At 70.2% G+C, this 26,092-nt stretch carries 27 protein-coding genes; 12 read left to right on the top strand and 15 right to left on the bottom strand.

The features are described 5' to 3' along the window. Window positions 1-113: 113 nt before the first annotated feature. The gene (locus tag ACFW01_RS35565; protein ID WP_234954090.1) at window positions 114-500 is read right to left on the bottom strand and encodes an ester cyclase; all 387 of its coding nucleotides are present in this window, start codon (window positions 498-500) and stop codon (window positions 114-116) included. Window positions 501-749: 249 nt separating this feature from the next. Here ACFW01_RS35565 and ACFW01_RS35560 point away from each other — a divergent pair, with 249 nt between their 5' ends. Next, window positions 750-1,451 (top strand): hemerythrin domain-containing protein, encoded by a 702-nt coding sequence (locus ACFW01_RS35560; protein ID WP_384510611.1) that lies wholly within the window; start codon window positions 750-752, stop codon window positions 1,449-1,451. Window positions 1,452-1,520: 69 nt separating this feature from the next. Here ACFW01_RS35560 and ACFW01_RS35555 read toward each other — a convergent pair whose 3' ends face one another. Beyond that, on the bottom strand, window positions 1,521-2,651 hold the full coding sequence (locus ACFW01_RS35555; RefSeq protein WP_384510608.1) for a glycosyltransferase: 1,131 nt from the start codon (window positions 2,649-2,651) through the stop codon (window positions 1,521-1,523). A 172-nt stretch (window positions 2,652-2,823) separates the two neighbouring features. Then, window positions 2,824-4,311, bottom strand: a complete 1,488-nt coding sequence (locus ACFW01_RS35550) for a DHA2 family efflux MFS transporter permease subunit (protein WP_384510605.1) — start codon at window positions 4,309-4,311, stop codon at window positions 2,824-2,826. A 265-nt stretch (window positions 4,312-4,576) separates the two neighbouring features. Between ACFW01_RS35550 and ACFW01_RS35545 the strand changes: the two genes are divergently transcribed. The 10 genes from ACFW01_RS35545 (at window position 4,577) to ACFW01_RS35500 (ending at window position 14,499) form a co-directional block, all read left to right on the top strand. Further along, a complete protein-coding gene (locus ACFW01_RS35545; RefSeq protein WP_234954095.1) occupies window positions 4,577-5,563 on the top strand; it encodes an NAD-dependent epimerase/dehydratase family protein in 987 nt (328 codons plus the stop codon). Between the two features lie 58 nt (window positions 5,564-5,621). After that, entirely contained in the window at window positions 5,622-6,722 is a 1,101-nt protein-coding gene (locus ACFW01_RS35540) for a DegT/DnrJ/EryC1/StrS family aminotransferase (protein ID WP_234954097.1), read from the top strand. Next, on the top strand, window positions 6,722-7,327 hold the full coding sequence (locus ACFW01_RS35535) for a dTDP-4-dehydrorhamnose 3,5-epimerase family protein (protein WP_234954100.1): 606 nt from the start codon (window positions 6,722-6,724) through the stop codon (window positions 7,325-7,327). The genes ACFW01_RS35540 and ACFW01_RS35535 overlap by 1 nt, the downstream gene beginning before the upstream one ends. Before the next feature lies 1 nt (window position 7,328). After that, on the top strand, window positions 7,329-8,225 hold the full coding sequence (rfbA, locus tag ACFW01_RS35530; RefSeq protein ID WP_234954102.1) for a glucose-1-phosphate thymidylyltransferase RfbA: 897 nt from the start codon (window positions 7,329-7,331) through the stop codon (window positions 8,223-8,225). A 15-nt stretch (window positions 8,226-8,240) separates the two neighbouring features. Continuing rightward, window positions 8,241-8,750, top strand: a complete 510-nt coding sequence (locus tag ACFW01_RS35525; protein WP_384510600.1) for a GNAT family N-acetyltransferase — start codon at window positions 8,241-8,243, stop codon at window positions 8,748-8,750. Next, entirely contained in the window at window positions 8,747-9,748 is a 1,002-nt protein-coding gene (gene rfbB / locus ACFW01_RS35520; protein ID WP_234954106.1) for a dTDP-glucose 4,6-dehydratase, read from the top strand. The genes ACFW01_RS35525 and rfbB overlap by 4 nt, the downstream gene beginning before the upstream one ends. A 111-nt stretch (window positions 9,749-9,859) precedes the next feature. Continuing rightward, on the top strand, window positions 9,860-10,081 hold the full coding sequence (locus tag ACFW01_RS35515) for a hypothetical protein (RefSeq protein ID WP_234954108.1): 222 nt from the start codon (window positions 9,860-9,862) through the stop codon (window positions 10,079-10,081). Further along, the gene (locus ACFW01_RS35510; RefSeq protein ID WP_384510595.1) at window positions 10,078-12,369 is read left to right on the top strand and encodes a TOMM precursor leader peptide-binding protein; all 2,292 of its coding nucleotides are present in this window, start codon (window positions 10,078-10,080) and stop codon (window positions 12,367-12,369) included. The genes ACFW01_RS35515 and ACFW01_RS35510 overlap by 4 nt, the downstream gene beginning before the upstream one ends. A gap of 280 nt (window positions 12,370-12,649) precedes the next feature. Next, on the top strand, window positions 12,650-13,789 hold the full coding sequence (locus ACFW01_RS35505; RefSeq protein WP_384510592.1) for a sensor histidine kinase: 1,140 nt from the start codon (window positions 12,650-12,652) through the stop codon (window positions 13,787-13,789). Window positions 13,790-13,890: 101 nt separating this feature from the next. After that, on the top strand, window positions 13,891-14,499 hold the full coding sequence (locus ACFW01_RS35500) for a response regulator transcription factor (RefSeq protein ID WP_234954114.1): 609 nt from the start codon (window positions 13,891-13,893) through the stop codon (window positions 14,497-14,499). Between the two features lie 22 nt (window positions 14,500-14,521). Here ACFW01_RS35500 and ACFW01_RS35495 read toward each other — a convergent pair whose 3' ends face one another. Continuing rightward, complete coding sequence (locus ACFW01_RS35495) at window positions 14,522-15,148, bottom strand: NADH oxidase (RefSeq protein ID WP_384510589.1); 627 nt, start codon at window positions 15,146-15,148, stop codon at window positions 14,522-14,524. Window positions 15,149-15,281: 133 nt separating this feature from the next. Beyond that, window positions 15,282-16,541, bottom strand: a complete 1,260-nt coding sequence (locus ACFW01_RS35490; protein WP_384510586.1) for an MFS transporter — start codon at window positions 16,539-16,541, stop codon at window positions 15,282-15,284. 113 nt (window positions 16,542-16,654) lie between these two features. On the opposite strand from ACFW01_RS35490, the gene ACFW01_RS35485 reads away from it, so the two are divergent. Continuing rightward, a complete protein-coding gene (locus tag ACFW01_RS35485) occupies window positions 16,655-17,035 on the top strand; it encodes an SAM-dependent methyltransferase (RefSeq protein WP_384510583.1) in 381 nt (126 codons plus the stop codon). Window positions 17,036-17,058: 23 nt separating this feature from the next. On the opposite strand, the gene ACFW01_RS35480 is transcribed toward ACFW01_RS35485, so the two are convergent. The 10 genes from ACFW01_RS35480 to ACFW01_RS35435 all read right to left on the bottom strand — a co-directional run bounded on the left by ACFW01_RS35480 (window position 17,059) and on the right by ACFW01_RS35435 (window position 25,872). Continuing rightward, on the bottom strand, window positions 17,059-18,543 hold the full coding sequence (locus ACFW01_RS35480; RefSeq protein ID WP_384510580.1) for an FAD-dependent monooxygenase: 1,485 nt from the start codon (window positions 18,541-18,543) through the stop codon (window positions 17,059-17,061). Continuing rightward, complete coding sequence (locus tag ACFW01_RS35475; protein WP_234954123.1) at window positions 18,540-19,073, bottom strand: truncated hemoglobin; 534 nt, start codon at window positions 19,071-19,073, stop codon at window positions 18,540-18,542. Before ACFW01_RS35475 ends, ACFW01_RS35480 begins: the two co-directional genes overlap by 4 nt. 41 nt (window positions 19,074-19,114) lie before the next feature. Beyond that, window positions 19,115-20,206, bottom strand: coding sequence for a GNAT family N-acetyltransferase (locus tag ACFW01_RS35470; protein WP_384510577.1), 1,092 nt, complete (start codon window positions 20,204-20,206; stop codon window positions 19,115-19,117). Window positions 20,207-20,290: 84 nt separating this feature from the next. Beyond that, the gene (locus tag ACFW01_RS35465; RefSeq protein ID WP_234954127.1) at window positions 20,291-20,509 is read right to left on the bottom strand and encodes a hypothetical protein; all 219 of its coding nucleotides are present in this window, start codon (window positions 20,507-20,509) and stop codon (window positions 20,291-20,293) included. A 363-nt stretch (window positions 20,510-20,872) separates the two neighbouring features. After that, window positions 20,873-21,616 (bottom strand): SDR family NAD(P)-dependent oxidoreductase, encoded by a 744-nt coding sequence (locus ACFW01_RS35460; RefSeq protein WP_384510574.1) that lies wholly within the window; start codon window positions 21,614-21,616, stop codon window positions 20,873-20,875. Window positions 21,617-21,646: 30 nt separating this feature from the next. Further along, window positions 21,647-22,633: a 3-oxoacyl-ACP synthase III family protein gene (locus ACFW01_RS35455; protein ID WP_384510571.1), complete on the bottom strand. Its 987-nt coding sequence runs from the start codon at window positions 22,631-22,633 to the stop codon at window positions 21,647-21,649. A gap of 231 nt (window positions 22,634-22,864) precedes the next feature. Then, window positions 22,865-23,635, bottom strand: a complete 771-nt coding sequence (locus ACFW01_RS35450; RefSeq protein ID WP_234954133.1) for an AraC family transcriptional regulator — start codon at window positions 23,633-23,635, stop codon at window positions 22,865-22,867. Then, window positions 23,635-24,366, bottom strand: coding sequence for a PIG-L deacetylase family protein (locus ACFW01_RS35445; protein WP_234954135.1), 732 nt, complete (start codon window positions 24,364-24,366; stop codon window positions 23,635-23,637). Before ACFW01_RS35445 ends, ACFW01_RS35450 begins: the two co-directional genes overlap by 1 nt. Further along, window positions 24,363-25,310, bottom strand: coding sequence for an alpha/beta hydrolase (locus ACFW01_RS35440; RefSeq protein ID WP_234954137.1), 948 nt, complete (start codon window positions 25,308-25,310; stop codon window positions 24,363-24,365). The genes ACFW01_RS35445 and ACFW01_RS35440 overlap by 4 nt, the downstream gene beginning before the upstream one ends. A gap of 94 nt (window positions 25,311-25,404) precedes the next feature. Beyond that, window positions 25,405-25,872, bottom strand: coding sequence for an ester cyclase (locus tag ACFW01_RS35435; protein WP_234954139.1), 468 nt, complete (start codon window positions 25,870-25,872; stop codon window positions 25,405-25,407). Window positions 25,873-26,092: the final 220 nt, after the last annotated feature.

The raw sequence follows: 26,092 nt of genomic DNA, 5'->3' as shown, positions 1-26,092 counted from the left end.
ATATGATACTGGGGGGGGGGGGGGCTTGGTCCGGGGCTGAGCTGGTACACGGTCTTCGGGGGGTTGACCGGGCGCCGGGTCCACCGCGCCGGCGTATGGTGCCGGGACCTGTCTCAGGCAGCCGCCGGGGTGACGCCCAGCTGGCGGAAGAGGTCGTCCATGTTCAGCTGGTCCCAGTGCTCGGCGAACAGCCCGTCTTCGAGCCGCCAGATGTCGATGGACTGGAAGTTCACCGTGTTCCCGGTCGCCGGTATGCCGAGGAACGGGCCCTGGTGGGTCGCCGTGTACTCGATACGGGCGGCCACCCGGTCGCCTTCCGCGATGACGTCGTGGAGTTCGGCCTTCAGATCGGGGAACGCGATGAACACCTGGGTCCAGAAGGCCCGGTTGGCCTCGATGCCGTCGGCCACCCCCGGGTTGTGGTCGATGTGTCCGGGCGCCGTGTGCTCCGCCATGGTGCTGACGTCATGGCTGTTGATCATGTCTACGAAGTGCTGCACGACTGTGTGGTGGCTGCTGGGCATACTGGCCTCTCTCGGCTTGGTTGCGACGGGAACGTGTGCGGACCGAGCATCGCCAAACGTGGTCGAGCCGCTCTGGAGCACGATCGGGGCCCACGGCTCAAGCGAGACTTGAGCCGTCCCGGGGCAGACTGGAGGAGATCACTGTTCTCGCTCCGTTTCCCCGACGAAGGACAGCCAAGGAGCCGGCCGACGGGCCGGGTCCCCGAACCGATGAGGAAGACCCCCATGACCTCGTCCACGTCCGGCACGTCACCGACTCCCCCGAGCGGCACCGAGTTCGGCGGTTTCGACGCCCAGGAGATGGTCATCGTCCACCGCGCCTTCCGTCGGGAGCTGCGGCTGATCGGCGAGCTGATCGCCGCCGTCGGTCCCGGGGACGTCGAGCGCGCCGCCGTACTCGCCGAGCACTTCGCCGACCTGCGCAGCGGTCTGATCAACCACCACGAAGGGGAGGACGAGCTCCTCTGGCCGCCGATGCTCAAGCGGGTCGGCGCCGAGGAGCGCGAGGTCGTCCACCGTATGGAGGCCGAGCACCAGCGGGTGGTCGAAACCCTCGACGCGGCCGCCGCCCTCGTCGCCACCTGGGCGTCCGCGGCGGACACGCGGACCCGTGACCTCGCCGTCGCCGCGATCGAAGAGCACCGCACCGTGATCGTCGAACACCTCGACGACGAGGAGACCCATCTCCTTCCCCTCGCCGAGCGCTTCCTCACCGCGAAGGAGTTCGGCGCGCTGGGCGAGCACTTCGTGATGAGCACACCCAAGACGAAGCTCTTCAAGTACTTCGGCATGGTGATGGAGGACGCCGACGAGCGCGAACGCGCGATCCTCCTCGGCGGTCTGCCCGCCCCCGTGCGCCTGGTGTGGCGCGCGCTGGGACCGCGGTTGTACGCCCGAACGATGGGCAGGATCCGCGCCACGGCCTGAGACCCGGGCCGTACGTAAGGTGCCCCGCGCTCCTCGTCGAGCGCGGGGCACCTTACGCGCCAGGGGCGGTCAGCGGACGAACTCGGCGAACCGCGCGACGGTCTCGGCCGGCGCGGGCAGGGTCTCGATCTCCGCGGCGACCCTGCGGGCGCTCTCCTGGTGCGCGGGGTCGGCGAGGAGCTTGCGCATCTCGGCCTCGACCGCGTCGGCGGACACCTGCTCGGGCAGCAGGAAGCTGCCCACCCCCGTGTCGCGCACCGCGGTGGCGTTGCCGGGGCCGTCGCCGGGCTGCGGCAGAATCAGCTGAGGCACCCCTGCGACGAGCGACGCCAGCGTGGTGCCCTGGCCGCCGTGGTGGACGGCCGCTGTGGCGTACCGCAGCGCCTCGGCCTGCGGCAGCCAGGGAAGCGCGACGACCCGGTCGGGCAGATCGCCGAGCGCGGACGGGTCGACCACCGGGCCCGTGGCGACGAGCACCCGCACGTCGAGCGGCAGCAGACCGTCGATCGCGGTACGCAGGAGCTCGGCGGAACCGAGCACGGTGCCGAGGCTGAGATAGACCAGCGGGCCCTCGCCCTGGATGACGCTCGCGGGCAGCTCACCCGGCTCGGCGAAGGGGACGGGCCGCTGCGGGATCAGCTCCAGGCCCTCGGCCAGGAAGCCCTGGTTCTGCACGGCGGGCGGGCAGATGTCGATGAACGGGTTGCCGAAGGTGCGGCTGTGGCCGAGCTTGTCGGCCACCCCCAGGTCGATCGCCGTGGCGATCTGCTCCTTCTGGAACAGCGGATCCATGGTCTCGTCGTAGGAGACCCGGCCGATGCCGTGGCACAGGGCGGGCACCCCCGCCGCGACGGCGGCGAAGGCCGCGCCCGGGTTGTAGATCTCGTAGACGACGAGGTCGGGGCTGATGGAGTCGAAGGCACGGGTGAGGTCCGCGTACACGCTGCGCGGCAGCAGCGAGGAGAAGGCCTTGACGCCCATGCCCGCGAGTACCTCGGGCGGCACGTCACTGGCCTGTGAGGCACCGCCCATGGCGTCGAGGGCTGCCTGGCCGCCGGCCGCCTCGATGTACGCCTCGGGGACGGTGATCCCCGCGCTGACCGGGCGCAGGCCGGCCTTCTCGACGATGGGGTGGAACTGCTCGCTGGTGGCGAACCAGACCTCGTGCCCGGCCGCATGTGCCGCCTGTGCGGTCGGCACCAGGGGAAATATGTGTCCGTAGTTTCCGAGACTTGCGAAGACAACCCTCATGTCTGGCTACTGCCTTTCTGCCGGTGGCGCGGGAACGGATGACGTGTGCGTCGTTTCGACGCGGGCCGGCGGCCCACCGCGTGGGGCGTCCTGATGGGCCGCGGGCCTGCTCACGAGGAGGTCAGCGGGTGGTCGGCTGGGGTGCCGGGATCGCGTCCCCGGCAAGCTCGGCGCCGACCGGTTCCGCACCGGCCGGCGTCCCCGTGCCCTCGGGCCTGCGGGCGAAGAACATCACGACCGCGGCGAGCGCCACGGCCGCGGCGCCGACCCACAGGGCGGGCACGAAGCCGTCGACGAAGTCCTGGCCCGACGCATAGCCGCCGTTGTGCGTGAACACGCTGGCGAGCGCGGCCACTCCGAGCGCCGCACCCAGTTCACGGGTGGCCGAGGTGGCGCCGGAGGCGATGCCCTGCTCGGAGACGTCGACGGAGCTCATCGTCAGGTTGAGCAGCGGGGCGAAGAAGCAGGCGATGCCCACACCGCCCAGGAGATAGCCGGGCAGCTGCAGGAGGTAGGACGCGTCGGGGCTCATGACGAGGGCCCAGTAGGCGAACGCGAGGGCCATCAGCGTAAGACCGAAAGTCACGACGGGCCGTCCGCCGATCCGGTCCGACATGATGCCCGCGAAGGGCGCCACGAGCAGCGGCATGGCCGTCCACGCCAGCATCCGCACACCGGCCTCCGTGGGTGACATCCCCTGGATGGTCTGCATGAACTGCGTGATGAGGAAGACGACCCCGAACATGCCGACACCCATCAGCAGACCGCCCGCGTTGACGGCGCTGAAGGCCCGGTTGCGGAACATGCCCATGGGCAGCATCGGAGCACTGGTGCGCTGCTCCCACAGGACGAAGAGGACCACCACGAGAGCACCGCCCACCAGCGGGACGATGACCTGTGCGGAGCCCCAGCCGTCGTGGCCGTTGGCACGGATCAGGCCGAATACCAGACCGAGCATGCCGAGGCTGATGAGGAAGGTGCCCGGCAGGTCGAGACGGCTGTTGGGTCCGCGGCTCTCGGCCAGACCGCGCCAGGCCGCCGGGGCGAGCAGCAGACCGACCGGCACATTGATCCAGAAGATCCACTGCCACGCGATGTGCTGGGTCACCACACCGCCGATCAGCGGGCCGCCCGCGATGGCGAGACCGTTGAGCGCACCGTAGACACCGAGGGCGGCGCCCCGCTTCGCGGCGGGCACGGCGGCGGTGAGCAGGGTGAGGGAGAGGGGCATGATGATGGCCGCACCCGCGCCCTGGACCGCACGGGCGGCGATCAGTTCACCGATGCCCGGCGCGAGGGCGGCGGCGGCGGAGGCCGCCGTGAAGAGCAGCAGACCGGCGATGAACATCCGGCGGCGCCCGAACCTGTCGCCGAGCGCGGCACCGAACATCATCAGGACGGCGAACGTCAGGGTGTAGGCGTTCACCGTCCATTCCAGCTGCTCCAGGCTGCCGCCGAGCTCCTCCCTGATGGTGGGCAGCGCGGTGACGACCACCAGGTTGTCGAGCCCCGCCATGAAGGCGATCAGGCCGGTGATCAGGGTGGCCGCGCCCGGGGACTTCCCCGCCGCGGCCGCGTCGCCGCCTACGGCGAGTTTGTCAGTACTCATTCAGGGTTCCTTCCGACTTCATCGGGGGAGGCAACGGTGTCCGTCGCGTGAGCGGTGGCCGGGACGCCGGCCTGCGCGGACGGCGCTCCACATCGCGCCCGTCGGGCGCGAGACAGCACCCGACGCTACGCATCCGGGCTCAAGCTCCGGTCGAGTCGCGCCGTACGCCCCCGGGACGAGCCGGCCTCCAGCGCTGCTCCGGTCGCGCCCGATCGGGCCGCTGCACGATCGCCGCATCCATCCGGCCACTCTGGGAGGCATCCGCATGACAACGGCACCGACCGACCGGCCCCTGGTGGCCGTGCTCGGCGCCACCGGCTTCGTGGGCTCGGCCGTGCTCGCCGCCCTCGCCGGGCAGGAGCTGCGCCTGCGCGCGGTGGCCCGGCGCCCCGCCGTCGTTCCGCACGGCGCCCGTGCGGATGTCGAGGTGGTGACCGCCGACCTCACCGACCGGGATGCCTTGTCCGCGGCCGTCAAGGACGCGGACGTCGTGATCCACGCACTGCTGTGCGAGGGGGGCTGGCGGGCCGCCGCCGAACCGGGCGGCGAGCGGGTCAACGTCGGCGTGCTGCGCGACCTGCTGGACCTCGTCGCGGACCCGGACCGACCGCCGCTGGTGATCTACGCGGGCGCCGCCTCACAGGTCGGCCCCCCGCCGCGCGAACCCCTCGACGGCAGCGAACCCGATCTGCCGGGCACGGTGTACGACGAGCAGAAGCTCGCCGCGGAACGGCTGCTGCTCGAAGCAAGCGCCGCCGGTGCGGTCCGCGGTGTCGGCCTCAGACTGCCCACGGTCTACGGCGAGGGCACCGTACCCGGCACCGCCGACCACGGGGTGGTCGCCGCCATGGCCCGCCGTGCGCTCGCGGGCCAGGAGATCACGCTGTGGCACGACGGCACCGTGCGCCGCGACCTGGTGCACATCGCCGACATCGCCGCCGCGTTCGCCGCCGCCGTGGACCATCCCGCCGAGCTGGCCGGCCGTACCTGGCTGCTCGGTGCCGGACGCGGCGACGCGCTGGGCGACGTGTTCCGCACGGTGGCCCGGCACGCCGCGGCCCGCACCGGCAGGCCACCGGTCCCGGTCGTCTCGGTACAGCCGCCCGCGCACGCTCCGGAGACGGACTTCCTGAGCGTGACCATCGACTCCACCCCGTTCCGCTCGGTGACCGGCTGGCGTCCGCGGGTCCCTCTCGACGAGGGCCTCGAACGCACGGTGGCCGCCCTCGCCCCCGCACCGCCGAGCCCCTGAACCGCCGTACCCCCGTATCCGTGCCCGCCGCACCAAGACGACACACGAAGGAACGCGCATGACCACCTACGTATGGGACTACCTGTCCGAGTACCACAGCGAGCGCGAGGACATACTCGAAGCCGTGGAGAAGGTGTTCTCCTCCGGCACGCTGGTGCTCGGTGACAGCGTCAAGGGATTCGAGGAGGAGTTCGCCGCCTACCACGGCGCCGGTCACTGCGTCGGTGTCGACAACGGCACCAACGCGCTCAAGCTCGCCCTGCAGGCCCTCGGGGTCGGCCCGGGCGACGAGGTCATCACGGTGTCCAACACCGCGGCGCCCACCGTCGTCGCGATCGACGGCACCGGGGCCACACCGGTCTTCGTCGACGTCAACGAGGACGACTTCCTGATGGACGTCGGCCAGGTGGAGGCGGCGATCACCGAGAGCACCAAGGTGCTGCTTCCGGTCCACCTCTACGGCCAGTGCGTGGACCTCGACCCGCTGAAGGCCCTTGCCGACCGGCACGGTCTGGCGATCCTGGAGGACTGCGCACAGGCGCACGGCGCGACCCGGCAGGGCAGGCTCGCCGGAACCACCGGGGACGCCGCCGCCTTCTCCTTCTACCCGACGAAGGTGCTCGGCGCGTACGGCGACGGCGGTGCCGTGGTCACCTCGCGCGACGACATCGACGCCGAGCTGCGCAAGCTGCGCTACTACGGCATGGAGAAGGTCTACTACACGGTCCAGACCCCCGCCCACAACAGCCGGCTCGACGAGGTGCAGGCGGAGATCCTGCGCCGCAAGCTGACCCGGCTCGACGCCTACGTGGCCGGCCGTCAGCGGGTCGCCCAGCGCTACCAGGAGGCCCTGGGCGACACCGATTTGCTGCTCCCCAAGGTCAACGAGGGCAATACGCACGTCTACTACGTGTACGTGGTCCGCCACCCCGAGCGCGACCGGATCATCGAGGCGCTCAAGGCGTACGACATCAGCCTGAACATCAGCTACCCGTGGCCGGTGCACACCATGACCGGCTTCAAGCACCTCGGATACGCCGAGGGTTCGCTGCCGGTGACCGAGAAGCTGGCCGGGGAGATCTTCTCGCTGCCGATGTACCCGTCGCTCTCCGAGGGCCTGCAGGACAAGGTCATCGCCGCGCTGCGGGAGGTGCTGTGATGAAGACCCGTGAACTGGCCGTCGCCGGCGCACTCGAGTTCACCCCCGACGTCTTCCCCGACGAGCGCGGTCTCTTCCTCTCGCCGTTCCAGGGACCGGCCTACACCGAAGCCACGGGCAACGCGCGCTTCCCGGTCTCCCAGACCAACCACAGCCGTTCCAAGCGCGGTGTGGTGCGCGGGGTGCACTACACGCTGACCCCGCCCGGCTGCGCCAAGTACGTGTACTGCCCGAAGGGTTCGGCCCTGGACATCGTCGTGGACATCCGGGTCGGCTCACCCACCTTCGGCACCTGGGACGTGGTCCTGATGGACCAGAACGATTTCCGTGCCATGTACTTCCCGGTCGGTCTCGGCCATGCGTTCGTCGCGCTCGAGGACGACACGGTCATGTCCTACATGGTCACCAGCAGCTACGTACCCGAGCACGAGCTGGCCATCTCGGTCACCGACCCGGCGCTCGCCCTGCCGATCCCCGAGGACATCACGCCCGTCTACTCCGAGCGGGACACCGTGGCGCCCACCCTCGCCGAGGCCGCCGAGCGGGGCCTGCTCCCGCAGTACGAGCTGAGCACCCGGCTCGAACAGCAGTGGAAGGCGGGCTGAGATGAAGGGCATCATTCTCGCCGGCGGCAGCGGTACCCGGCTGCGCCCGCTGACCGGAGCGCTGTCCAAGCAGATCCTGCCGGTCTACGACAAGCCCATGATCTACTACCCGCTGTCCGTGCTGATGCTGGCCGGGATCAGGGACATCCTGGTGATCTCGTCCAAGGACCACTCGGACAGCTTCCGCACCCTCCTCGGGGACGGCTCACGGCTCGGTCTGACCATCGAGTACGCCGAGCAGGAACAGCCGCGCGGCATCGCCGAAGCCCTGGTCATCGGGGCCGACTTCATCGATGGCGACCAGGTCGCGCTGGTGCTCGGCGACAACATCTTCCACGGCCCGAGGTTCTCGGTGCTCCTCGACGACGCGCTGCGCCGGCTCGACGGCGCCGCGCTCTTCGGCTACCGGGTGCGCGATCCGCACCGGTACGGGATCGGGGAGATCGACGCCGACGGCCGGCTCCTCTCCCTGGAGGAGAAGCCCCGCCACCCGCGGTCCAACCTCGCGGTGACCGGTCTCTATCTCTACGACGGCGACGTGGTCGGGATCGCGAAGAACCTCTCCCCGTCGGCGCGCGGCGAGCTGGAGATCACCGACGTCAACCTTGCCTACCTGGCACAGGGCCGGGCACGCCTCACCGAACTCGGCCGTGGCTTCGCCTGGCTGGACATGGGCACCCACGACTCGCTGCTCCAGGCGGCGCAGTACGTCCAGCTGGTCGAGCAGCGCCAGGGCGAGTGGATCGCCTGCGTCGAGGAGGTCGCGCTCAACCGCGGCTTCATCACCCCCGAGCAGTGTCGTCGCCTCGGTGAGGAGATGGTGGGCACGGATTACGGCGCCTACGTCACCGAGGTGGCGGCACGCCACCGTCCGTTGCTCACCGCCCACGTAGCCTGAGAAGGAGACCGCCCCATGTTTCCGATCCGCCCCGCCACGCCGGCCGACGCCAAGGCCCTGACCGAACTCCGCCGGCAGATGCACGACGACATCAACGGCCCCCACCCCACGGACTGGATGCAGGCCTGTGAGGAGATGACCCGGGACCGTCTCGCCAACGATCCGTCGTTCTACGCGTTCGTCGTGGAGGACGAGGGCAAGGTCATAGCCGGGATCACGGGCGAGATCAGGCCCAACTTCCCCAACCCGGGGTCCTCCGCGAAGTCCGCCGGTTACGGCATCGCCATGTGCATCCTGCCCGAGTACCGCCGTCGTGGCATCGGCGGCTCCCTGGTGCACCACATGACCGAGCACTTCATGGAGCTCGGCTGCGGGCGGATGAGCGTGTTCGTCGCCCCGCAGGCCGTCGGCCTGTACCACGAACTCGGCTTCGAGGACCTGCCCGGCACGATCAGGCCGATGAACCGGTACGCCGGGAAGCCGGTGCCCGAGAGCCGGTACACCACTGCGGGGAGCGCGTCGTGACGAGCCGCATCCTGGTGACCGGAGGCGCCGGCTTCATCGGCTCGCACTACGTGCGTACGGTGCTCGGCCCCGACGGCCCCGGCGACGTCTCGGTCACCGTCCTCGACAAGATGACGTACGCGGGCAATCCCGCCAATCTCGACGAGGTCAGCACCCATCCGGACTTCTCCTTCGTCCAGGGCGACATCTGCGACCCCGACCTCGTCGAGAAGCTGATGGCCGAGCACGCCCAGGTGGTGCACTTCGCGGCGGAGTCGCACGTGGACCGGTCGATCGACGGGGGTGCCGAGTTCGTACGCACCAACGTGGTCGGCACGCACACGCTCGTGGACGCGGCGCACCGGGCCGGCGTCGAGGTCTTCGTGCACGTCTCGACGGACGAGGTGTACGGGTCGATCGACGAGGGTTCCTGGCCCGAGAGCCACCCCCTGAGCCCCAACTCGCCGTACTCGTCGTCGAAGGCGGCGAGCGACCTCATCGCGCTCTCGTACCACCGCACCCATGGCATGGACGTCCGTGTCACCCGCTGCTCGAACAACTACGGGCACCACCAGTTCCCCGAGAAGCTCATCCCGCTGTTCGTGACCAACCTCCTCGACGAGCGGAAGGTCCCGCTGTACGGCGACGGAGGCAACGTCCGCGACTGGTTGCACATCGACGACCATGTCCAGGGCATCGAACTCGTCCGCACCAAGGGCCGCGCAGGGGAGGTCTACAACATCGGGGGCGGCACGGAACTCTCCAACAAGGAACTCACCGGTCTGCTGCTCGACGCATGCGGCGCGACCTGGTCGGAGAGCGTCGAACAGGTCGAGGACCGCAAGGGCCACGACCGGCGCTACTCCGTGGACTGCACGAAGATCCGAGAGGAGCTTGGCTACAAACCGCGCAAGAGCTTTGAGCAGGGGTTGGCCGAAACCGTTCAGTGGTACCGCGACCACCGCAGTTGGTGGGAACCGCTGAAGGCGGCCGCCGATGGAGGCGAGGGCTCCGATTGAGTGAGAACTTCACCCTTCACCGGTGACGCGGACACTGTCCGGAAGCGATCGATTTCGCGAAGAATTCTGGCCATCGGAGCACAAGCCGACCACGTCAGTGAGGATTCTGCGATGAGTCACGCCAGTGCCGCTCTTGTCACCAGCTCGATGCGCACCACCGAAGCAGCCTCCGCTCATCCGCTCCTCGTGGTCAAGCGCCTTGACCACTCCGCCGACACCTACCCGCTGGCGTCCTTCACCTGGACCGGCCCGAGCGCGTCCAGCGGGGTCTTCGGTACGCAGGCATCGGCTCCCACGGCCGTCGAGGGTGCGGTCGCGGGGGCCTGGATATGACCTCTGAGTCGCGACTCCCCCGAAGACACAGGCAGGCCGCACGGCAGAACGGCTCGCCCCTCGTGGGTTTCCGGCACCACCTCCGTCCGGCGACCGTGCCCGGCGAGGCGACGTACCTGGTGTCCCGGCAGGGCGTGACCACCCTGCACGGCGTCCTCGCCGACGTCCTGGTCCCGCTGCTCGACGGCACCCGGTCGCTCGCCGAGATCCTGCACGCCGCCGGGCCCGCCCTCACCGGCGAGGAGGTCGAGGACGGTCTGCGCCTGCTGAGCGAGGCCGGGCTGCTGCGCTTCTGCGATCCCGCCCTCGCGGCGCCGGCCTCCGACCCGGCGGCCGAGGCGTACTGGGACCTGGCCGGCCTGGACGGCGCCCGGGCCGCGGCAGGGCTGCACCACACACGCCTGCGGATCCTGCCGCTCGGCGACGTCGACCCCGAGCCGGTGCTCGCCGCGGGCCTGGCCAGTGGTCTCGGCGTGACCGAAGCGAACGCGGACCTGACCCTCGTCCTGTGCGACGACTACCTCTCCCCCGAGCTGGAGATGGTCGACGCCGAGCACCGGGCCGCGGGCAAGCCGTGGCTGCTCACCCGGCTGTGCGGCTACGAGCCCTGGATCGGACCCTTCTTCCAGCCGGGCGAGGGGCCCTGCTGGTCCTGCCTCGCGCACCGCCTCGCCCTGCACCGCGGGTACGAGGCGCCGCTCAGAAAGGCGCTGGGTCTCGACCGTCCGCTCGCGCTGCCGGCCGCCTCTCTCTCGGCCGGGCGCGTCATGGCCGCGCAGGGCGCCGTCCTCGAGGCGGCCAAGTGGCTGGCCGGTCTGCGCTATGCCGACCAGGGCTCCATCCGCACGGTCGACACCCTCGCGCTGCGTACCCGTGTCCACGCCGTGTCCCGGATCCCGCAATGCCCCTCCTGCGGCGAGGCAGGCCTGATGAGCCGACGCGTGCGCGCGCCGTTCGTCCCGGTCTCACGCACCAAGGCCGCGAACGGCGGCGGCCACCGCGCGCTCACTCCCGACCATCTGCTGAAGCGCTATGCGCACCTGGTGAGCCCGATCACCGGCATCGTCCCGGCGATCGAACCCGCCCCGGGGGCGCCGGAGTTCGTCACCGCCTACGTATCGGGGTGCAACCTGGCGATGCGGGACCGCGGCCCCGCCGGGCTGCGCACCCAGAGCGGCGGCAAGGGCCTGACCGACACGGAGGCCCGCGTCAGCGCCCTGTGCGAGGCGGTGGAGCGCTATTGCGGTGCCCGGCACGGCGACGAACCGGTAGTGGTGGACTCCCTGCGCGCCCTCGGCGACCAGGCCCTGCACCCCAACGTCTGTCAGCTGTACGCGGACCGGCAGTTCCGCGAGCGGGACCGCTGGAACCGCTCCGGCTCGCCGTTCCATCACGTGCCGGAGCCCTTCGACGAGGACCGGCCCGTGGAGTGGACGCCTGTATGGTCCCTCACCGAGCAGCGCCACAGGCTCCTGCCCACCTCGATGCTCTACTACTCGGACACCCCCGGTGCGCGGGGGCCGTACGCCGACTCCAACGGCAACGCGGCGGGCAGCAGTCCGGAGGACGCCCTGCTGCAGGGGTTCCTGGAACTGGTGGAGCGGGACGCCGTCGCCCTGTGGTGGTACAACCGCACCCGGCAGCCCGCGATCGATCTGGACGCGTTCCAGGATCCGTACACCGAGCGGCTGCGTGCGGGGTACCGGAAGCTGGGCCGGGACCTCTGGGCGCTCGATCTCACCTCTGACCTCGGCATTCCCACCGTGGTGGCCCTGTCCCGGCGTACGAAGGGCCCCACCGAGGACATCATCTTCGGATTCGGCGCACACTTCGATCCGGCGATCGCCCTGCGCCGCGCGCTCACCGAGGCGGGACAGTTGCTGCCGCCCGCGAGCACGGACCGTCCCGGCGGCGGCTACGGCATCACCGATCCGCTCACGGTCCGCTGGTGGCGGCAGGCGACGCTCGCCAACCAGCCGTATCTGGCCCCGGACCCAGCCGCCCGACCGCGCACTCCCGCCCACTGGAACTACGTCGCGCGCACCGATCTGCTCGACGACGTGAAGGCCATCGCGGAACTCACGGCGGCCGAGGGCCTGGAACTGCTCGTACTCGACCAGACCCGGCCGGATGTCGACATGCCGGTGGTCAAGGTGCTCGTGCCGGGGCTGCGGCACTTCTGGGCCCGGTTCGCGCCGGGCAGGCTGTTCGACGCTCCGGTCGCGCTCGGACGGCTCTCCCGGCCCACACCGTACGAGCAGCTCAACCCGGTCCCGCTCTTCGTGTGACCCGGCCGGCCGCGTACCTCCGCTTTCGGTCGCGCGGCCGGCCGTACGAACCGCACTTCGCATCCTGATCCGGAGATGGCCACCCGGTTTCACCCAACCTGCTTAGAATGACCGCCGATTGTGTTCGACTCGAAATCGAGCCATGAGGGGAGCTGGGAGACGGCAGATGGACAGCACCGGTCCGGGTGAATCCTTCCCGCACACCAGCCGGTCACAAGATCACAGCCACGTGGCCGCCAGAACCGCCCGAGGCATTCTGATTGCCTCACTGCTCTGCTTCTTGGTCATCACGCTCCTCAACATCCTGTCCACCCCGCACGACGCGTACGACCTGCCCATTCTCGTGACCTGCCTGGTGCTGGTGTTCGGGCTGCAACTCGTGCACTCGGCCCCCGGCGCCTCCGCGGCGCCGACGCGCAAGAAGGTGCTCACCCTCGCCGCCCAAGGTGTCCTCACCTACCTGCCGTTCGTCTGGCTCGGGGTGTTCTGGGGTGCCATGGCCGGCTTCTTCGCCGCTTCCCTCCTGCTTCTCCTGCCCCTCCGCGCGGGCTGGACGCTGTACGGACTGACCGTGCTCAGTCTGCTCATCCCGACCACGCTGAACGGCCAGGGCGCCGTCGACACGTTCTACATGTGCCAGTCCACCGCGCTCACGGGTCTGGTCATCTACGGTCTGAGCCGTCTGACCGCCCTGGTCGACCAGCTGCACCGGGCCCGGGCCGACCTGGCCCGACTGGCCGTGAGCAACGAGCAGCTGCGGTTCGCCAGGGATCTGCACGACCTGCTCGGGTACAGCCTCTCCGCGGTCTCCCTGAAGAGCGAGCTGATCCGCCGGCTCATACCGACGAATCCGTACCGGGCCTGCGAGGAGGTCGACGAGGTGCTCGTCATCTCCCGCCAGGCCCTCGCCGACGTACGCCGGGTCGCGAGCGGCTACCGCGAGATGTCCCTGCGCTCCGAACTCGCCTCCGCCGAGTCGGTGCTCGCCGCCGCGGGGGTCTCGGTCACGCTCGACGCCGAGAAGGCCATCGAGCACCTGGCGCCGACGACGTCGACCGTCCTCGCCACGGTGCTGCGCGAGGGTGTCACCAACCTGCTGCGGCATTCCAAGGCCTCGTGCTGCTGGATCTCCACCCATGTCGAGGACGACGTCGCCCGTCTCACGATCGCCAACGACGGCCTGGCGCTCGGCCACCATCCGCCGGCACAGCACAGTGGCAGCGGACTGGGCAATCTCGAACGACGCCTCCAGGACATCGGCGGCCGCCTCCTCGTGCGGCGCACCCCCGACGAAGGCGGCACGGGCGAATTCCGGCTCACCGCCGAGGCACCGGTCCGCGAGGCCAGGGCCCCGGACCTGGACGCGAGGGACCTCGCGGACGAGGAGCGGCCCTACGACCGTACGGACAGCGTCGCATGAGCAATTTGGCTGCCGGATCTTGTGTTCGACGACGCTCCGGCGTCGAATGGCCTGAGTAGAATCGAAAGATTCATAGGTGAGTAAAACGGGGGCAAGTTACGATGATTCGGATCCTCCTGGCCGAGGACATGCACATGGTGCGCGGCGCTCTGGTGGCCCTGCTCGATCTGGAGGACGACCTGGAGGTGGTCGCCGAACTCGATCGCGGCGACCAGATCCTGGGCCGGGCGCGGGAACACCGGCCGGACGTCGCCATCATCGACATCGACCTGCCGGGGCTCGACGGACTCAGCGCGGCGGCGCTCCTGCACGAACGCCTCCCCGAGTGCCGCACCTTGATCCTGACCAGCCTGGGCCGGCCCGGCACGCTGCGCCGGGCGATGTCCGCGCACGTCTCGGGCTTCCTGCTCAAGGACGCACCGCCGACCGAACTCGCCCAGTCCGTGCGCAAGGTCGTCGCCGGACAGCGGGTGATCGACCCGCAACTTGCCCTGGCCGCCTGGGGTGGCAGCGAGAGCCCGCTGACCATCCGCGAGACCGAGGTGCTGCAACTGGCCGCGGAGGGCACAGAGCCGCAGGAGATGGCCGCGAAGCTGCACCTCTCGGTGGGCACCGTACGCAATTATCTGACCACGGTCGTCACCAAGCTCAACGCGCGTAACCGGGTGGACGCCATCCGCATCGCCCGCGAGTCCGGCTGGCTGCTGTAGGGCACGCGTCGAAGGTGCGCGGTCAGCCCACGGACACCGTCATGCCAGCGCCTGCCAGATGGCCGAGGATCTCCAGCGTCAACTCGGCCGGCAGGGGCGCCCCTTGGACCAGCGCGTCAGGTGTCGTGGGCCGGGCGAGCAGCGACACCACCCACATCGCCTCGGGACGGTGGATCTGCACCCGGTGGTCCAGGGCGCGGCACTCCAGGAGGAAGACGTTCCCCTCCAGGGTGATCGTCACGTTGGGCCGCAGCCGGACGCTGCGCTGCGCGGGCGGGCGTACGAGGGTGAAGCGGGCGGCCGGTCCGGCCGGCACCACGGAGAGCACCGGACCCTTGAGGTCTTCGAGGGACAGCGTTCGGATCACCAGGGGGGAGATCTCCCGCAGCACCGACAGGACCACGGTGTAGGCCTCGCCGGAGGCCGCCCCGTCCTTGGGTCCCAGCAGGTTCGCCAGCCGGATGGGGCCCAGCTCCATCCGGTGCAGCGTCTCGGCCACCGCGGAGGTCGGGTCCTCGATCCGCTCCGTGCCCTGCGGTCCGCTGAGCACCAGGGTCCGGCCCTCCGCGTCCCAGTCGACCGCCGTGTCCTCACGCAGGGACCACAGGTGGTGCATGCGCAGCGGCGAGTCTTCCCGGTACGGAATCACGGACAGCCGACCTCCTCGCGCCTGCGGAACCGGCGCCGGGGCAGTCTTGCGCGCGGGTGGGCTCCGGACCTCAGTATGAAACCGTCTGCCGCGTGAGCAGCAGCGAGGGAATCACGCCGAAGGCATGAGGAAATCATGTGGTCTTCACCGCGGTCGGCACCGCGCCCTCGCTTTCGTGGTCCGGCACCCGGGTCCGTTCCGCCCAGCGGACGACGGGGCCGCTGACGGCGAGCACGCCGAGGAACAGCAGGGCGATGAGCAGCCAGCCGGTGCCGCCGAACCGGTCGGGTACCGCGGTGACCAGAGCGGGTCCCGCGATCAGGGCCAGGGCGTCGCCGGTGGCGAAGACTCCTCCGTACTGCCCCTGCGCATGGGCGGGCGCCAGCTCGTAGCGCAGCCCCCACCGGGCGGCCTCGCCCCAGATCTCACCGAAGGTGAACAGGACGGCGACACACAGCAGCACGGCGGCGGCGGCCCAGGTGGGCAGCGCCCCGGTCATCGCGGTGACCGCGCAGGCGACGACCAGGACCACGGCGGTCAGCCGCTGAAGGCGCGCCGCTCCCCGCACGGTGTCCGCGTCCCGCGCGAGCCACACCTGGAGGAACACCACCATCAGCGTATTGACGAGCATGAACCAGGCCGCCAGCGCACGGGGGGCATCGGTGTGCGCCACCAGCCAGAGCGGAAGTCCCACCGCGAGCGCGGTAGGACCGATCCTGACGATCCCGGAGACCTGGGCGACCGCCAGATAGGGAAGGTCGCGCACCGCGCCGCGCGGGCGCGCGCCACGGGGTTCACGCGGGATGCCGGCCACCTTGGGCAGCCGCATGTAGAGGCCGGCCACGAGCACCATGGCCACGGCATTGCCCCAGAACAGGGCGAGGTAGGCCGTCGTGGAATCGGCGGCGATGACGAGACCTGCCGCGAGCGCGGCCAGGGAGAAACCGCCGTTGAACACGGAGCGCATGTAGGCCGAGAGCCGGACCCGGCCCTCCTTGCCCATCACCCCGGACACCAGGGCTCCACGGGCGACATGGCCGCTCTGTTCGGCGAGACCGTGGACCACCGCCATCACCAGGTAGGCGGGGAAGGAGTGCACGAAGGCGGCCGCGGCGAGCGCCGCCGCCTTGCCCAGAGCGAACACGGCGGTGGTGCCGCGCGGCCCGAACCGGTCGGCGAGGTGCCCGGCCGGCACCCCGAGGGCGAGCGCCAGGATTCCCGCGAGGGACATACCGAGTCCCACCTGCGCCGGTGAGAGGCCGACGACGTGAACGAAGTACACGGCGCCACCGGTGACATAGAGTCCGTTCCCAAGGCTGGCGACGGCCGTGCACAGGACCAGCAGACGGCCGGGTCCTGGTGGGGGAAGCAGCCGGGACATCAGACGGGTCATGACTGGCACCTCATTCGGTGGGGGCGGGAGGCGGGGATTCGATGCATCCGATCAGTCCGGTCGGGGTGGTACGCGGGGGACGTGAGCGGATCCACGAGGACGGATGGGGTCCTGTGGTCGCGCGGATCGAGCTCGATCCGGCGGTGTTCGATCCGTCGGCGACCTCGGGCCTCGACGACTACTCGCACATCGAAGTGATCTTCGCTTTCCATCTGGCGCAGCGGACCTGCACCGCGACGCAGCATCCCCGCGGCAACACCGACTGGCCGCGCACCGGCATCCTGGCGCAGCGCGCGCCCAGCAGGCCCAATCATCTGGGGGTTTCGGTGTGCGGCCTCACGGCCGTCGAGGGGCTCACGCTCACCGTGCACGGCCTGGACGCGATCGACGGATCGCCGGTGCTCGACGTCAAGCCGTATCTGCCGGAGTTCGCCCCGCGCGGTGAGGTGCGCGGTCCCGCGTGGTCCAGTGAGCTGATGCGCGACTACTTCTGACGCCCGCGGACTCGTCGCGTTGCTCATGCCACGGCCACCAGGTCCGTACGGGCCCCGGCGATCAGCGTGTTGGCCTCGTCGCGGGACAGTTCCTCGTCGACGACGAGCGCGACCGGGAGCCCCGTGGCGCCCCGGACATGTGCGGCGGCGGCACTGCGGGTCACCCGGCCGCCCTCCGGCCTTGCCCGTACGGCGAGGAAGTCGATGCCCGGCAGCGGCTGTCCGGGGGGCCGGTCGACGATCAGGCCCTGGGCCTCGGCTCCGTCGGAGCCACGCAGCACACAGCGGCCGCCCTGGCGCTCCACCTTGATCTGGCGGTGGTCGACGCGCACCCGGCCCACGGTCAGCGGTACGTCGACCGGCTCCGCGTCGGTGTCCTTGCCGGCAAGGCGTGCCACAGTGCGCGCGACGAACTCCGGGTCACGCTCCCGCAGCCGGCTGAAGGTGTTCAGCGCCCGGCGGCTGCGCAGCGCGAACACCGTCCGGTGCCCTTCGAGCCGCCCACCGCCGCACAGCTGCTCGAACCATGCGGTGCTCTCCGCGGCCTCCGTCTGCATCTGCTCGACGACCGGCTTGCGGGCGCTCTCGTACGCGGCCACCGCCGCCTGCGGATTCCCGTGGTCGGCGATGCAGCGGGCGAGACACAGGGCGTCGTCGATGGCCAGGGTGGTGCCCGAGCCGGTCGAGAAGTGGACCGTGTGGGCGGCGTCCCCGGCAAGGACCGTAGGTCCGTCCGACCAGCGGCGGTTGACCACCGTACGGAAGGGCTGCCAACCGGTGGTACGGGCCGTCAGAGGGGCGCCGCCCAGCTCGTCGCGGAACAGCGCGGCGAGCCGCGGCTCCGCCTCGGCCGCCGGCAGATGGAGCAGGCCGAGCGCGGACAGGAGGTCCGGATCGGCCTCGACGATGAAGGTGGACTCCGCGGCGGCATGCGGGTAGGCGTGCACCACCAGGGGGCCCGGGCCCACGTCCTTGAGCAGGAAGCAGGGTTCGAGTACCGAGGGTGTGCTCATCCACAGAAACAGGGTGCGGCCCGCGGTCACCGAGGTGCCGAAGGCGCCTGCCCGCTCCCGGCGCAGCCGGCTGCCCGCTCCGTCCGCGAGGACCACCAGATCCGCCCGCTCCGGCGGCTCGGTGACGGTCCTTCTGATCAGGCGCACATTGGCGTGGCGCGCGGCCAGGGTGCGCAGGTGGTCGTGGAAGACCTGACGGGAGATCCCCGACATGCCGAAGGCGCCGGAGGGTATCCGCTCGCCGTCGATCACCGTGATCGTCTCGCGCCAGGAGGCGTACGCGGACGACGGCAGCCGCAACGCCTCGGGGTGGACGGAGCGCAGGCGCTCGGCGAACTCGTCCGTGAGAACGATGCCCGCACCCGGCCCTCTCTCGTCGCGGTCGTACAGCTCGATGGACGTGCCGGGGAGCAGCCGGGCCAGTTCCATGGCGCAGAACGCCCCTGCCGGGCCGGCGCCCACCACGGCCACGCTGCGGACAGGGGCGCCGCTCATGCCGGGGTCCCGTCCCAGTGGAACCGCTCCTGGCGGGCCAGTGCGGCACCCCGGGACACGGCGGTCATCTCGCCGCTGGCGATCTTCATGATCGTGAGGAACTCGGTGAAGTGCGGTTCGGGCGCTTCCAGTTGCGTGCCCGCCTCCTTCATCAGGGCGAGCCAGCGCAGCCTCTGGTCACGGGTGATCAGGAAGTGCGCGTGTGCCTGGTGCATCTTCGGGTCCCAGGCGGCGGTCAGGTCGTTCTCGCCGTAGATCCGCCGGAAGTGGTCGTAGAGCCGCGCCGCGTGGCGGCTCCAGTCGGGGACCGCGAAGAGCGGGGAGAGCAGCTCGTCCTCGGAGACGAGCTCGTAGAACCGGGTGGTGAGCGCCTCGAAGAACGCGGCGCCGCCGATGCCGGTCCAGAAGTCGGAGACCTTGCGGTCGACCTGCGCGGTGGTCATCCGCTCGGCGGACTTGAGGCCCTGATCGGCGACGAGCAGTACCTTCCCGTCGTGCCGGGGTACCGGGGTGGCGTTCTGGGGCGGCATGGGCGTCTCCTTGGCCGGATCGGTGGGATGGTGACGAGCGGTCAGTCGAGGACGAGGCCGGCGGCGGAGAGCGTGCTCACGGTGCAGCCGCGCAGCTTCTTCGCCCGTACGGTCCCGAGGCCGTAGGAGATCGTGGTGATCCCCTGCCCCGGAGCCAGCTCGGCGGGGCGGTAGAACATCGTGGCGAAGTACGTGAACGAGGCGTCCGGGTGCTGGTAGTCGGTGCCGCTCATCAGCGCGGTCCACTGGTCTCCGTCGCGCACCAGCAGCGTGAAGGAGAGGAGCACGCCCTCCTTGCGGGCCTCGACGATCCAGACGTTCTCCGGACCGAAGTGGTCGCGCAGATGACGGAACGAGGCGGCCTCGCGCTCACCGTCGGGAACGGCACCGTACTTGGTCATCAACTGCGCGCGCAGTGGGATGAGTTCGGGCTCGTCGGCACGGATGGGGCGTTCGACGATCTCGATCCCGCGGGCCGCGATCTCGCGCAGTTCGCGGCGTACCGAGAAGCGCTGGTTGCGTCGCAGGGTGGCGATGTAGCCGTCCAGGTCGTCCCAGGTGACGTCCATGTCGCTGCGGTCCACCATCGGGACCACGTCGAAACCGGCGCCGCGCAGCACGTCGAGGAACTCGGGGTGGTCGGGCCGCAGGAACAGTGCGGAGACACTGCGGATTCCCTGTCCGCGGCACCAGTCGAGCAGGGCGTCGAGGTGCGCCCTGAGCAGCTCCGGGTCGCGGGAGCCGGGACCGACGGGTGCTGTCTCGTAGTTGGGGGCCATCAGCAGACAGCTGGGGAACAGCTCGTCCGCGCGGCGCCCCCGCCACGGGTGCGGTCCGTCGGCGACCACTCCTTCCTCGACGGAGCCTCCCGACAGAACGCGCTGCGGATCGAACCGCACATGGCCCGTGGGGGCCTCCATCACGCCGCCGACCAGGGCCACCTGCACACCGCCCGGGCCCGGCAGGCCGAAGGTGCGGGCGCCGCCGGGGATTCTGCCCTCGGCGAGCGAGATCCAACGCCGCCGCAGGGTGGCCGGTGCCCGGCCGATCCAGTCGTCCCAGCTGTCGGGTAGCTCGGTGCTCACCAGCAACCCGTGGGTCCCCAGCGCCGGTTCGGTGCGGTATGTCGTCACGGCAACTCCCTCTCGGACATGGACGAAGCCGTCCGGCCCGGCAGGCCACAGGGCTGCCGGGCCGGAGGGGCCGTGCGGTGGCGGTCAGGCCGCCTGCAGTTCCGTCGCCCGGTCCCAGACGGACAGGTCCTCGCCGGCCCGGTCCCAGACCGTCAGCTCCTCGCCGGCCCGGTCCCAGACGGACAGGTCCTCGCCCGCCCGGTCCCAGACCGCCAGCTCCTCGCCGGCCCGGTCCCAGACCGTCAGGTCCCAGACGCCGAATTCCTCGGCCGGCTTCATACGGATGATCTCTGCCTCGCGCATGCCGTATCCCTTCGGAAGACGTACAGAAGGCGATCCAGTGGACCGCCGAGACACGGCGCTCGCCGCGCTCAGAAATGAGCGTCGCAGCCCGAGCCGCCCCCTGTCTTCTCCCTGATTGCTTACCTTCCGCAGGCATGACGAGACAATTCTTGAATTCTTTCTCCGCTGGGCAAAAGCTACTTGAATCCCCTCGACAACCACTTGAGCCCGGCTTGAGGCCCCACGGAGTCCATGGGCAAAAAAAATCGAGGCCCGGGGCCTCGGCACAGAAAGAGAAAAAGGCACCTTCCGGCAAGGGCGGACGAGACCCACGAGTCGTCTCACCGCCCCTGCACGGAGGGCCCCTTGGCGTTCAGGGCGTGCTCAGGCCCACAGCAGACCCCCGTTCACTTCGAGGACGTCGCCGTTGACGTACGAGGCATCGTCCGAGGCGAGGAAGACCGCCGCCCTCGCGGCCTCGGCCGCCTCGCCGGCGCGGCCGAGCGCGAACCGTTTGCGGTAGACCTCCCAGACCTTGTCGTTGCCGGTCAGCTCCTTGCCCATGCCCTCGCTGAGGATGCCGGGCGCGAGCGCGTTGACCCGTATTCCGTACCGGCCCAGCTCGATCGCCGTCACCTTGGTGAACATCTCCACCGCCGCTTTGGTGGCGCAGTACCCCGCGGCGCCGACGGTGACACGGGTGGCCATGCTGGAGGAGACGTTGATGATGGTCCCGCCGCGTTCCCGCAGATGCGGCACCGCGGCGTGGGTGCACAGATAGACACCCGTGAGGTTGGTGCCGACCATCGCGTCCCAGTCCTCGGGGGCCAGCCGTTCCACCTTGCCGTCACGGTTGACGCCCGCGTTGGCCACCACCACGTCGAGCCCGCCGAAGAGGTCCACCGCGGAGCGCATCAGCGCGGCGACGGAATCCGGCGATGTGACGTCCGTCTGCCGGTAGTGGACCCTGCCGGGATACTCGTCGTCGAGCAGTTTGAAGTCGCCTTCGCCGCGGGACGCGCAGACCACGGACATGCCTTCTTGCAGGAACTCCCTGGCGATCGCGAAACCGAGCCCTCGGGTCCCTCCGGTCACCACTGCCACTCGCCCTTGCACACGCACGGCCATCTCTCCTCACAGCAGGTCGGTAGGGTCGGGTCAGTACCAGGTCAGTACGGCGGCGCCGGCGGTCATCCCGCCGCCGACACCGGCCAGCAGGATCCGCTCCCCGCGGAGCAGCGGCTGCCGCAGATGGCTGTCGTGCAGGGTCACCGGTATCGAGGCGGCTCCGGTGTTGCCGTACCGGGGAGCGGTGAGCGGCACCCTGGCAGGGTCGAGGCCCAGCATGCCCGTGCAGTGTTCGAGCAGGCGTGTGTTGGCCTGGTGGAACACCACGCGGTCGATGTCCTTCAGGGTCAGCTCCGCCTCGTCGAGCACTTCCTGGACGAGTTTCGGCAAGGTGGTGACGACGTAGTCGCGCACTCTCCGGCCGTCCATACGGAACAGGTGATCGCCCGCCGCGTACGCCTCCGGATCGAGCGGACGCACCGTACCGCCGGCGGGTACCCGGACGAGCGAGCTCAGCTCCCCGTCGGTCACGATCCGGCTCGCGTGCAGCCCGAATCCCTCGGGGACCGGGCCGAACAGGGCCGCGCCGGCGCCGTCGCCGAACAGGCTGACCGTTCTGCGGTCCTCCCGGTTCATGATCCGCGAGTACATGTCGGCGGCCACCACCAGGGCGGCCTTGCCCTTCAGGCGGTGTGCGAGCAGCCCTTCGGCGACGGTCAGCCCGAAGAGGAAACCGCTGCAGACCGCGTTCACGTCGAAGGCGAATCCGCCGCTCGGCAGGCCGAGTTTGTGCTGCAGCACGGCGGCGGTGGACGGCTGGGGCTGGTCGGGGGTCGAGGTGGCCACGAGCACGGCGTCGATGTCGGGCCAGGCGGTGCGGTCCTCGCCGAGCAGATCGAGGGAGGCCGCGAGGGCGAGGTCCGATGTGGCGACCCCAGGGTCCGCGTAACGCCTCTCGCGGATACCCGTACGTTCGTCGATCCACTGCTCGGTGGTGCCGCTCCAGGACGCGACGGCGGCGTTGTCCACGACAGTCGGCGGCAGATGGGCGCCCAGGCGCAGAATTCCTATCGGCACTGACGATCAATCCTTCCGCAATGGCTAGATGGATTTCAGGGAACTGCAGTTGGTCGACCGTCCCTTCGGGAGGCGGCACGATAGCGCTCCACCGGAACGCCGGAACGCGGCCGGCGCCACGCACTCCACGAGAGTTACAGCCGCAGTCGAGTTCTGTCTTCTCCCTGATTGCTCACCCATCGAAAGGCATGCCGTGTCAGCGCTTGAAGTTTCTTGGAAGCCGCATGAAATTCACTTGAATCCGCTTGGTATCCGCTTGATTCCGGGATGAGGCCGCTCTGTGAGGATTTCGAGGCCGGGGACCGCGAAAAGGACGGGCGGATGCCACCAGGCCCGCGGACGGAGCACGAGTTCCGCCTCGATGCCCGCGTACGGGCCGATGTGCACGGGCCCGAGCGTGGCCGTCAGGAGCACGGCCTCCAGCGGGTGCTCGTGTACCGCGAGCATCGTCGCGTGCAGATAGCAGGTGCCGTGCGGCACGTGGTCGAGGACGAAGGGACCGGGGTGCCGTGTGGAGGTCCAGCTGGAGGGATGCCCCTGGAGTATGGGGCCGTCGAACGAGCCGATGTAGACCGGGGAGAGGGGCTCGGCCCGTGCCCTGGCCACACCGCCGAGCCGGCAGCGCTCCGGGCCCGTCCGGTCGCCGCCCGGGGAGCGGAAGGTGAACTCGCCCTTGCCCCGGCTCAGATGCCGGTACTGCGTGGGCGGTATTCCCACGGAGGAGGTGAAACGGCTGGTGAAGCTCCCCGTACTGCTGTACCCGACCATGGAGGAGATGCAGGCCACGGCCAGGTCCGATTGCTGAAGCAGCCGCTTCGCCTCGCTGATGCGCACCGCGCTGAGGAAGCGCCCCGGGGTCACACCGGTGATCTCTGTGAAGATCCGCAGCAGATGGAACTTGCTCACCAGGACCGCACGGGCGATGTCGTCGAGTCCGAGCGGCTCCGCGTAGCGTTCCCGGATGATCCGCACGGCCTGCTCGACGGCGCGCTCCCTGCGCATCAGACACCGATGAGCTCGAACGGCATGGCCGGAACGGAGTGGAAGCGCTCACCGAAGCGCGTGAGCTTGGTGGTGAGATAGCCGGCGGCGTCGGACATGGGGTTGTCCTGCGGCAGCGATGCCAGATAGCCCGCGTGCGCTTCAAGTGCCCTGATTCCGGCGGCCAGACCTTCGGTGCAGTCGACGGCATGCAGCGCGTCCGGGGAGCCGCCGACCGCCAGACAGCGCACACCTGACCACGGCGCGAAACCCTCGTCCACGAGTTCGGGGAAAACCCAGGGATTCCCGGCGTCGTTGGCGGCGTCGAGGGCCGCGACGCCGACGTTGCGATGGTCGGCGGTGTTCCAGTCTCCGCTGCGCCACCGGTCGTAGAAGTTGATGGTGACCAGGATGTCCGGACGGTACCTGCGGATCGACCGCGCGATGTCACGGCGCAGCGGCAGGCCGTACTCGATGGTGCCGTCCGGGTGGCCGAGGAAGTCCACGTCCCGCACCCCGACCTCGGCGGCGGCCCGCAGCTGCTCATCGGCGCGCAACTCGCCCGTCGCCTCTGGGGACATGGTGGGTATCCCGGCTTCGCCCCGGCTCACCACGGCGTAGGCCACGAACTTGCCCCGCGCCGTCCACTCGGCGACCGCGCAGGCGGGCCCGTACTCCAGATCGTCGGGATGAGCGACGACGCACAGCGCGCGCTGCCAGTCCTCCGGCATGGGTTCGTAGGGCTTGGTCATGGTGCCTCTCCGTTGGTGGCGTTCCTTGTCGGGGCCCGTACCTCAGCCGGATCCGTCCTGGCTGGTGCCGGCAGGCACTCCTCGAAGAAGGCGAGCGCACGCAGGTGGTAGCAGCGCGCGGCCCGGCCGAGACTGATGTTGTGGCCCGCGTCGGGCTGGTGCTCGACCCGGAGGACGGGGGCCTTGCCCAGCCGGGACACCATCTCGGCGATATCCGGCTCCTCGTGCCGCCACCAGCCCTCGTACTCGGCGAACGTCAGCCTGAGGGGGATGTCGATCCGCGGCGCGAGTTCCTCGAACTGCTGCGGCCACAGCGGCACTTCGGCCCGCTCGCGTTCGGGAGTGGGGGCCACGAGGGGCTCGGCCGCGCGGAACGTACCCGGCGGATAGAGCCCCAACGGGCCCCAGTTGCGCTCCCATTCGAGGTGACGGCGCAGCCGCTGCCGCTCGGCGGGTTCGAACGCGTAGCGGTGGCCGACACCTGAGGCGTCCAGGGCGAGAACGCCGGGGGTGCGTGCGACGGTCGTGAGGGCGAGCTTGCCGCCGTACGAATGGGCGAGGAGCAGGAAACCCCGGCCGACCGGGTACCGGCCGGCGAAGGCGTCGAGCGCCGCGGACAGGACGGCCGCCTGCTCGTCGAGGGTCATGCCCTCGGGTATCTGCTGCGCGGAGTGGCCGTAGCCGGGCCGGTCCAGGGCGAGCACCGTGAAGCCGAGCCGGGCGGCCAGCGTGAGCAGGGACAGGTCGGCGTCGGCCTGTCCGTCGAAGTAGCCCGCCCGCATTCCGCCGCCGTGCACGGCGACGACGGTCGCGCGCGGCGGCCCGTCGGCCGGCTCGGCGAGGAGTCCGGACAGGGTGAGGCCCGCGGCTTCGAGAAGGAGCGGGCGCACCCCGGGCGAATGGGTCGGCAACGGCGTCCTGCGGTCCGTCCTGGACACGCTCATCGGTGGTCCTCGTCGGTCGGCGGTCGGTTCTGCCGGCTGCCGGGGTGCCCGTATACGCATACGGCACCCCGGCACTTCACGCGGCCTGTGCTGCTCAGGCGAGCTGACGGGCGAAGGTGGCCATGTCGAAGTAGAGCGTCTCGTCGACAAGGACGTCGCCGTCGAAGTGGAAGAACACGGCGACAGGGGCGTCGACGGACTTGCCGCGGTTGGGTATGCCGCGCCAGTCCGCCTCCTGCGTGGCGCGGAACTGGGCCTCGAGGATCACCGCGGTCGGCGTGTGGTGGACGTGGATCAGGTCGTGCTCGGGGTTCGGGAACGCCTCCTTCAGCTCGGCGAAGTACTGCTCCTTGATGGCCTTCTCACCGATGAAGGGGCTCTCCTCGTACGCCATGACGCGGTAGACACCGCCGCGCGGGAACGTGGCGAGCACCCCGTCGATGTCCCAGGCGTGCTCGGCGATGGTGTGCTCCATGACGACGGCCTCGCGCTTCTTGCGCAGCTCCGCGTCGGGCTGCGCGAGGTCGGCGCCGGGCAGCTTGAACTCGTGCTCCTCGGACATGAGGGCTCCTTCAGACATCGAGGTGTTCGCTTCGGCTGCCGACGCTAGGCCGCCGCGCTCGCCTGTCCCTCGGGGGCTGCTGGAGCGCGGGCACAGCGCGGGTGCGGCCGTTTCGTACGCGGGCCGGTGTCGCCGCCCGCGCTCCGCCGGCACGCGCCCGTACCGCGCCGTACCCGCCACCCGCACACCCACACACCCACACACCCACACACCCACACAC

The sequence above is a fragment of the Streptomyces sp. NPDC058985 genome (genome assembly GCF_042740985.1).
Lineage (GTDB): Bacteria > Actinomycetota > Actinomycetes > Streptomycetales > Streptomycetaceae > Streptomyces.
The sequence above is the reverse complement of the archived record's forward strand: the minus strand, read 5'-3'. Positions and strand labels throughout refer to the sequence as shown.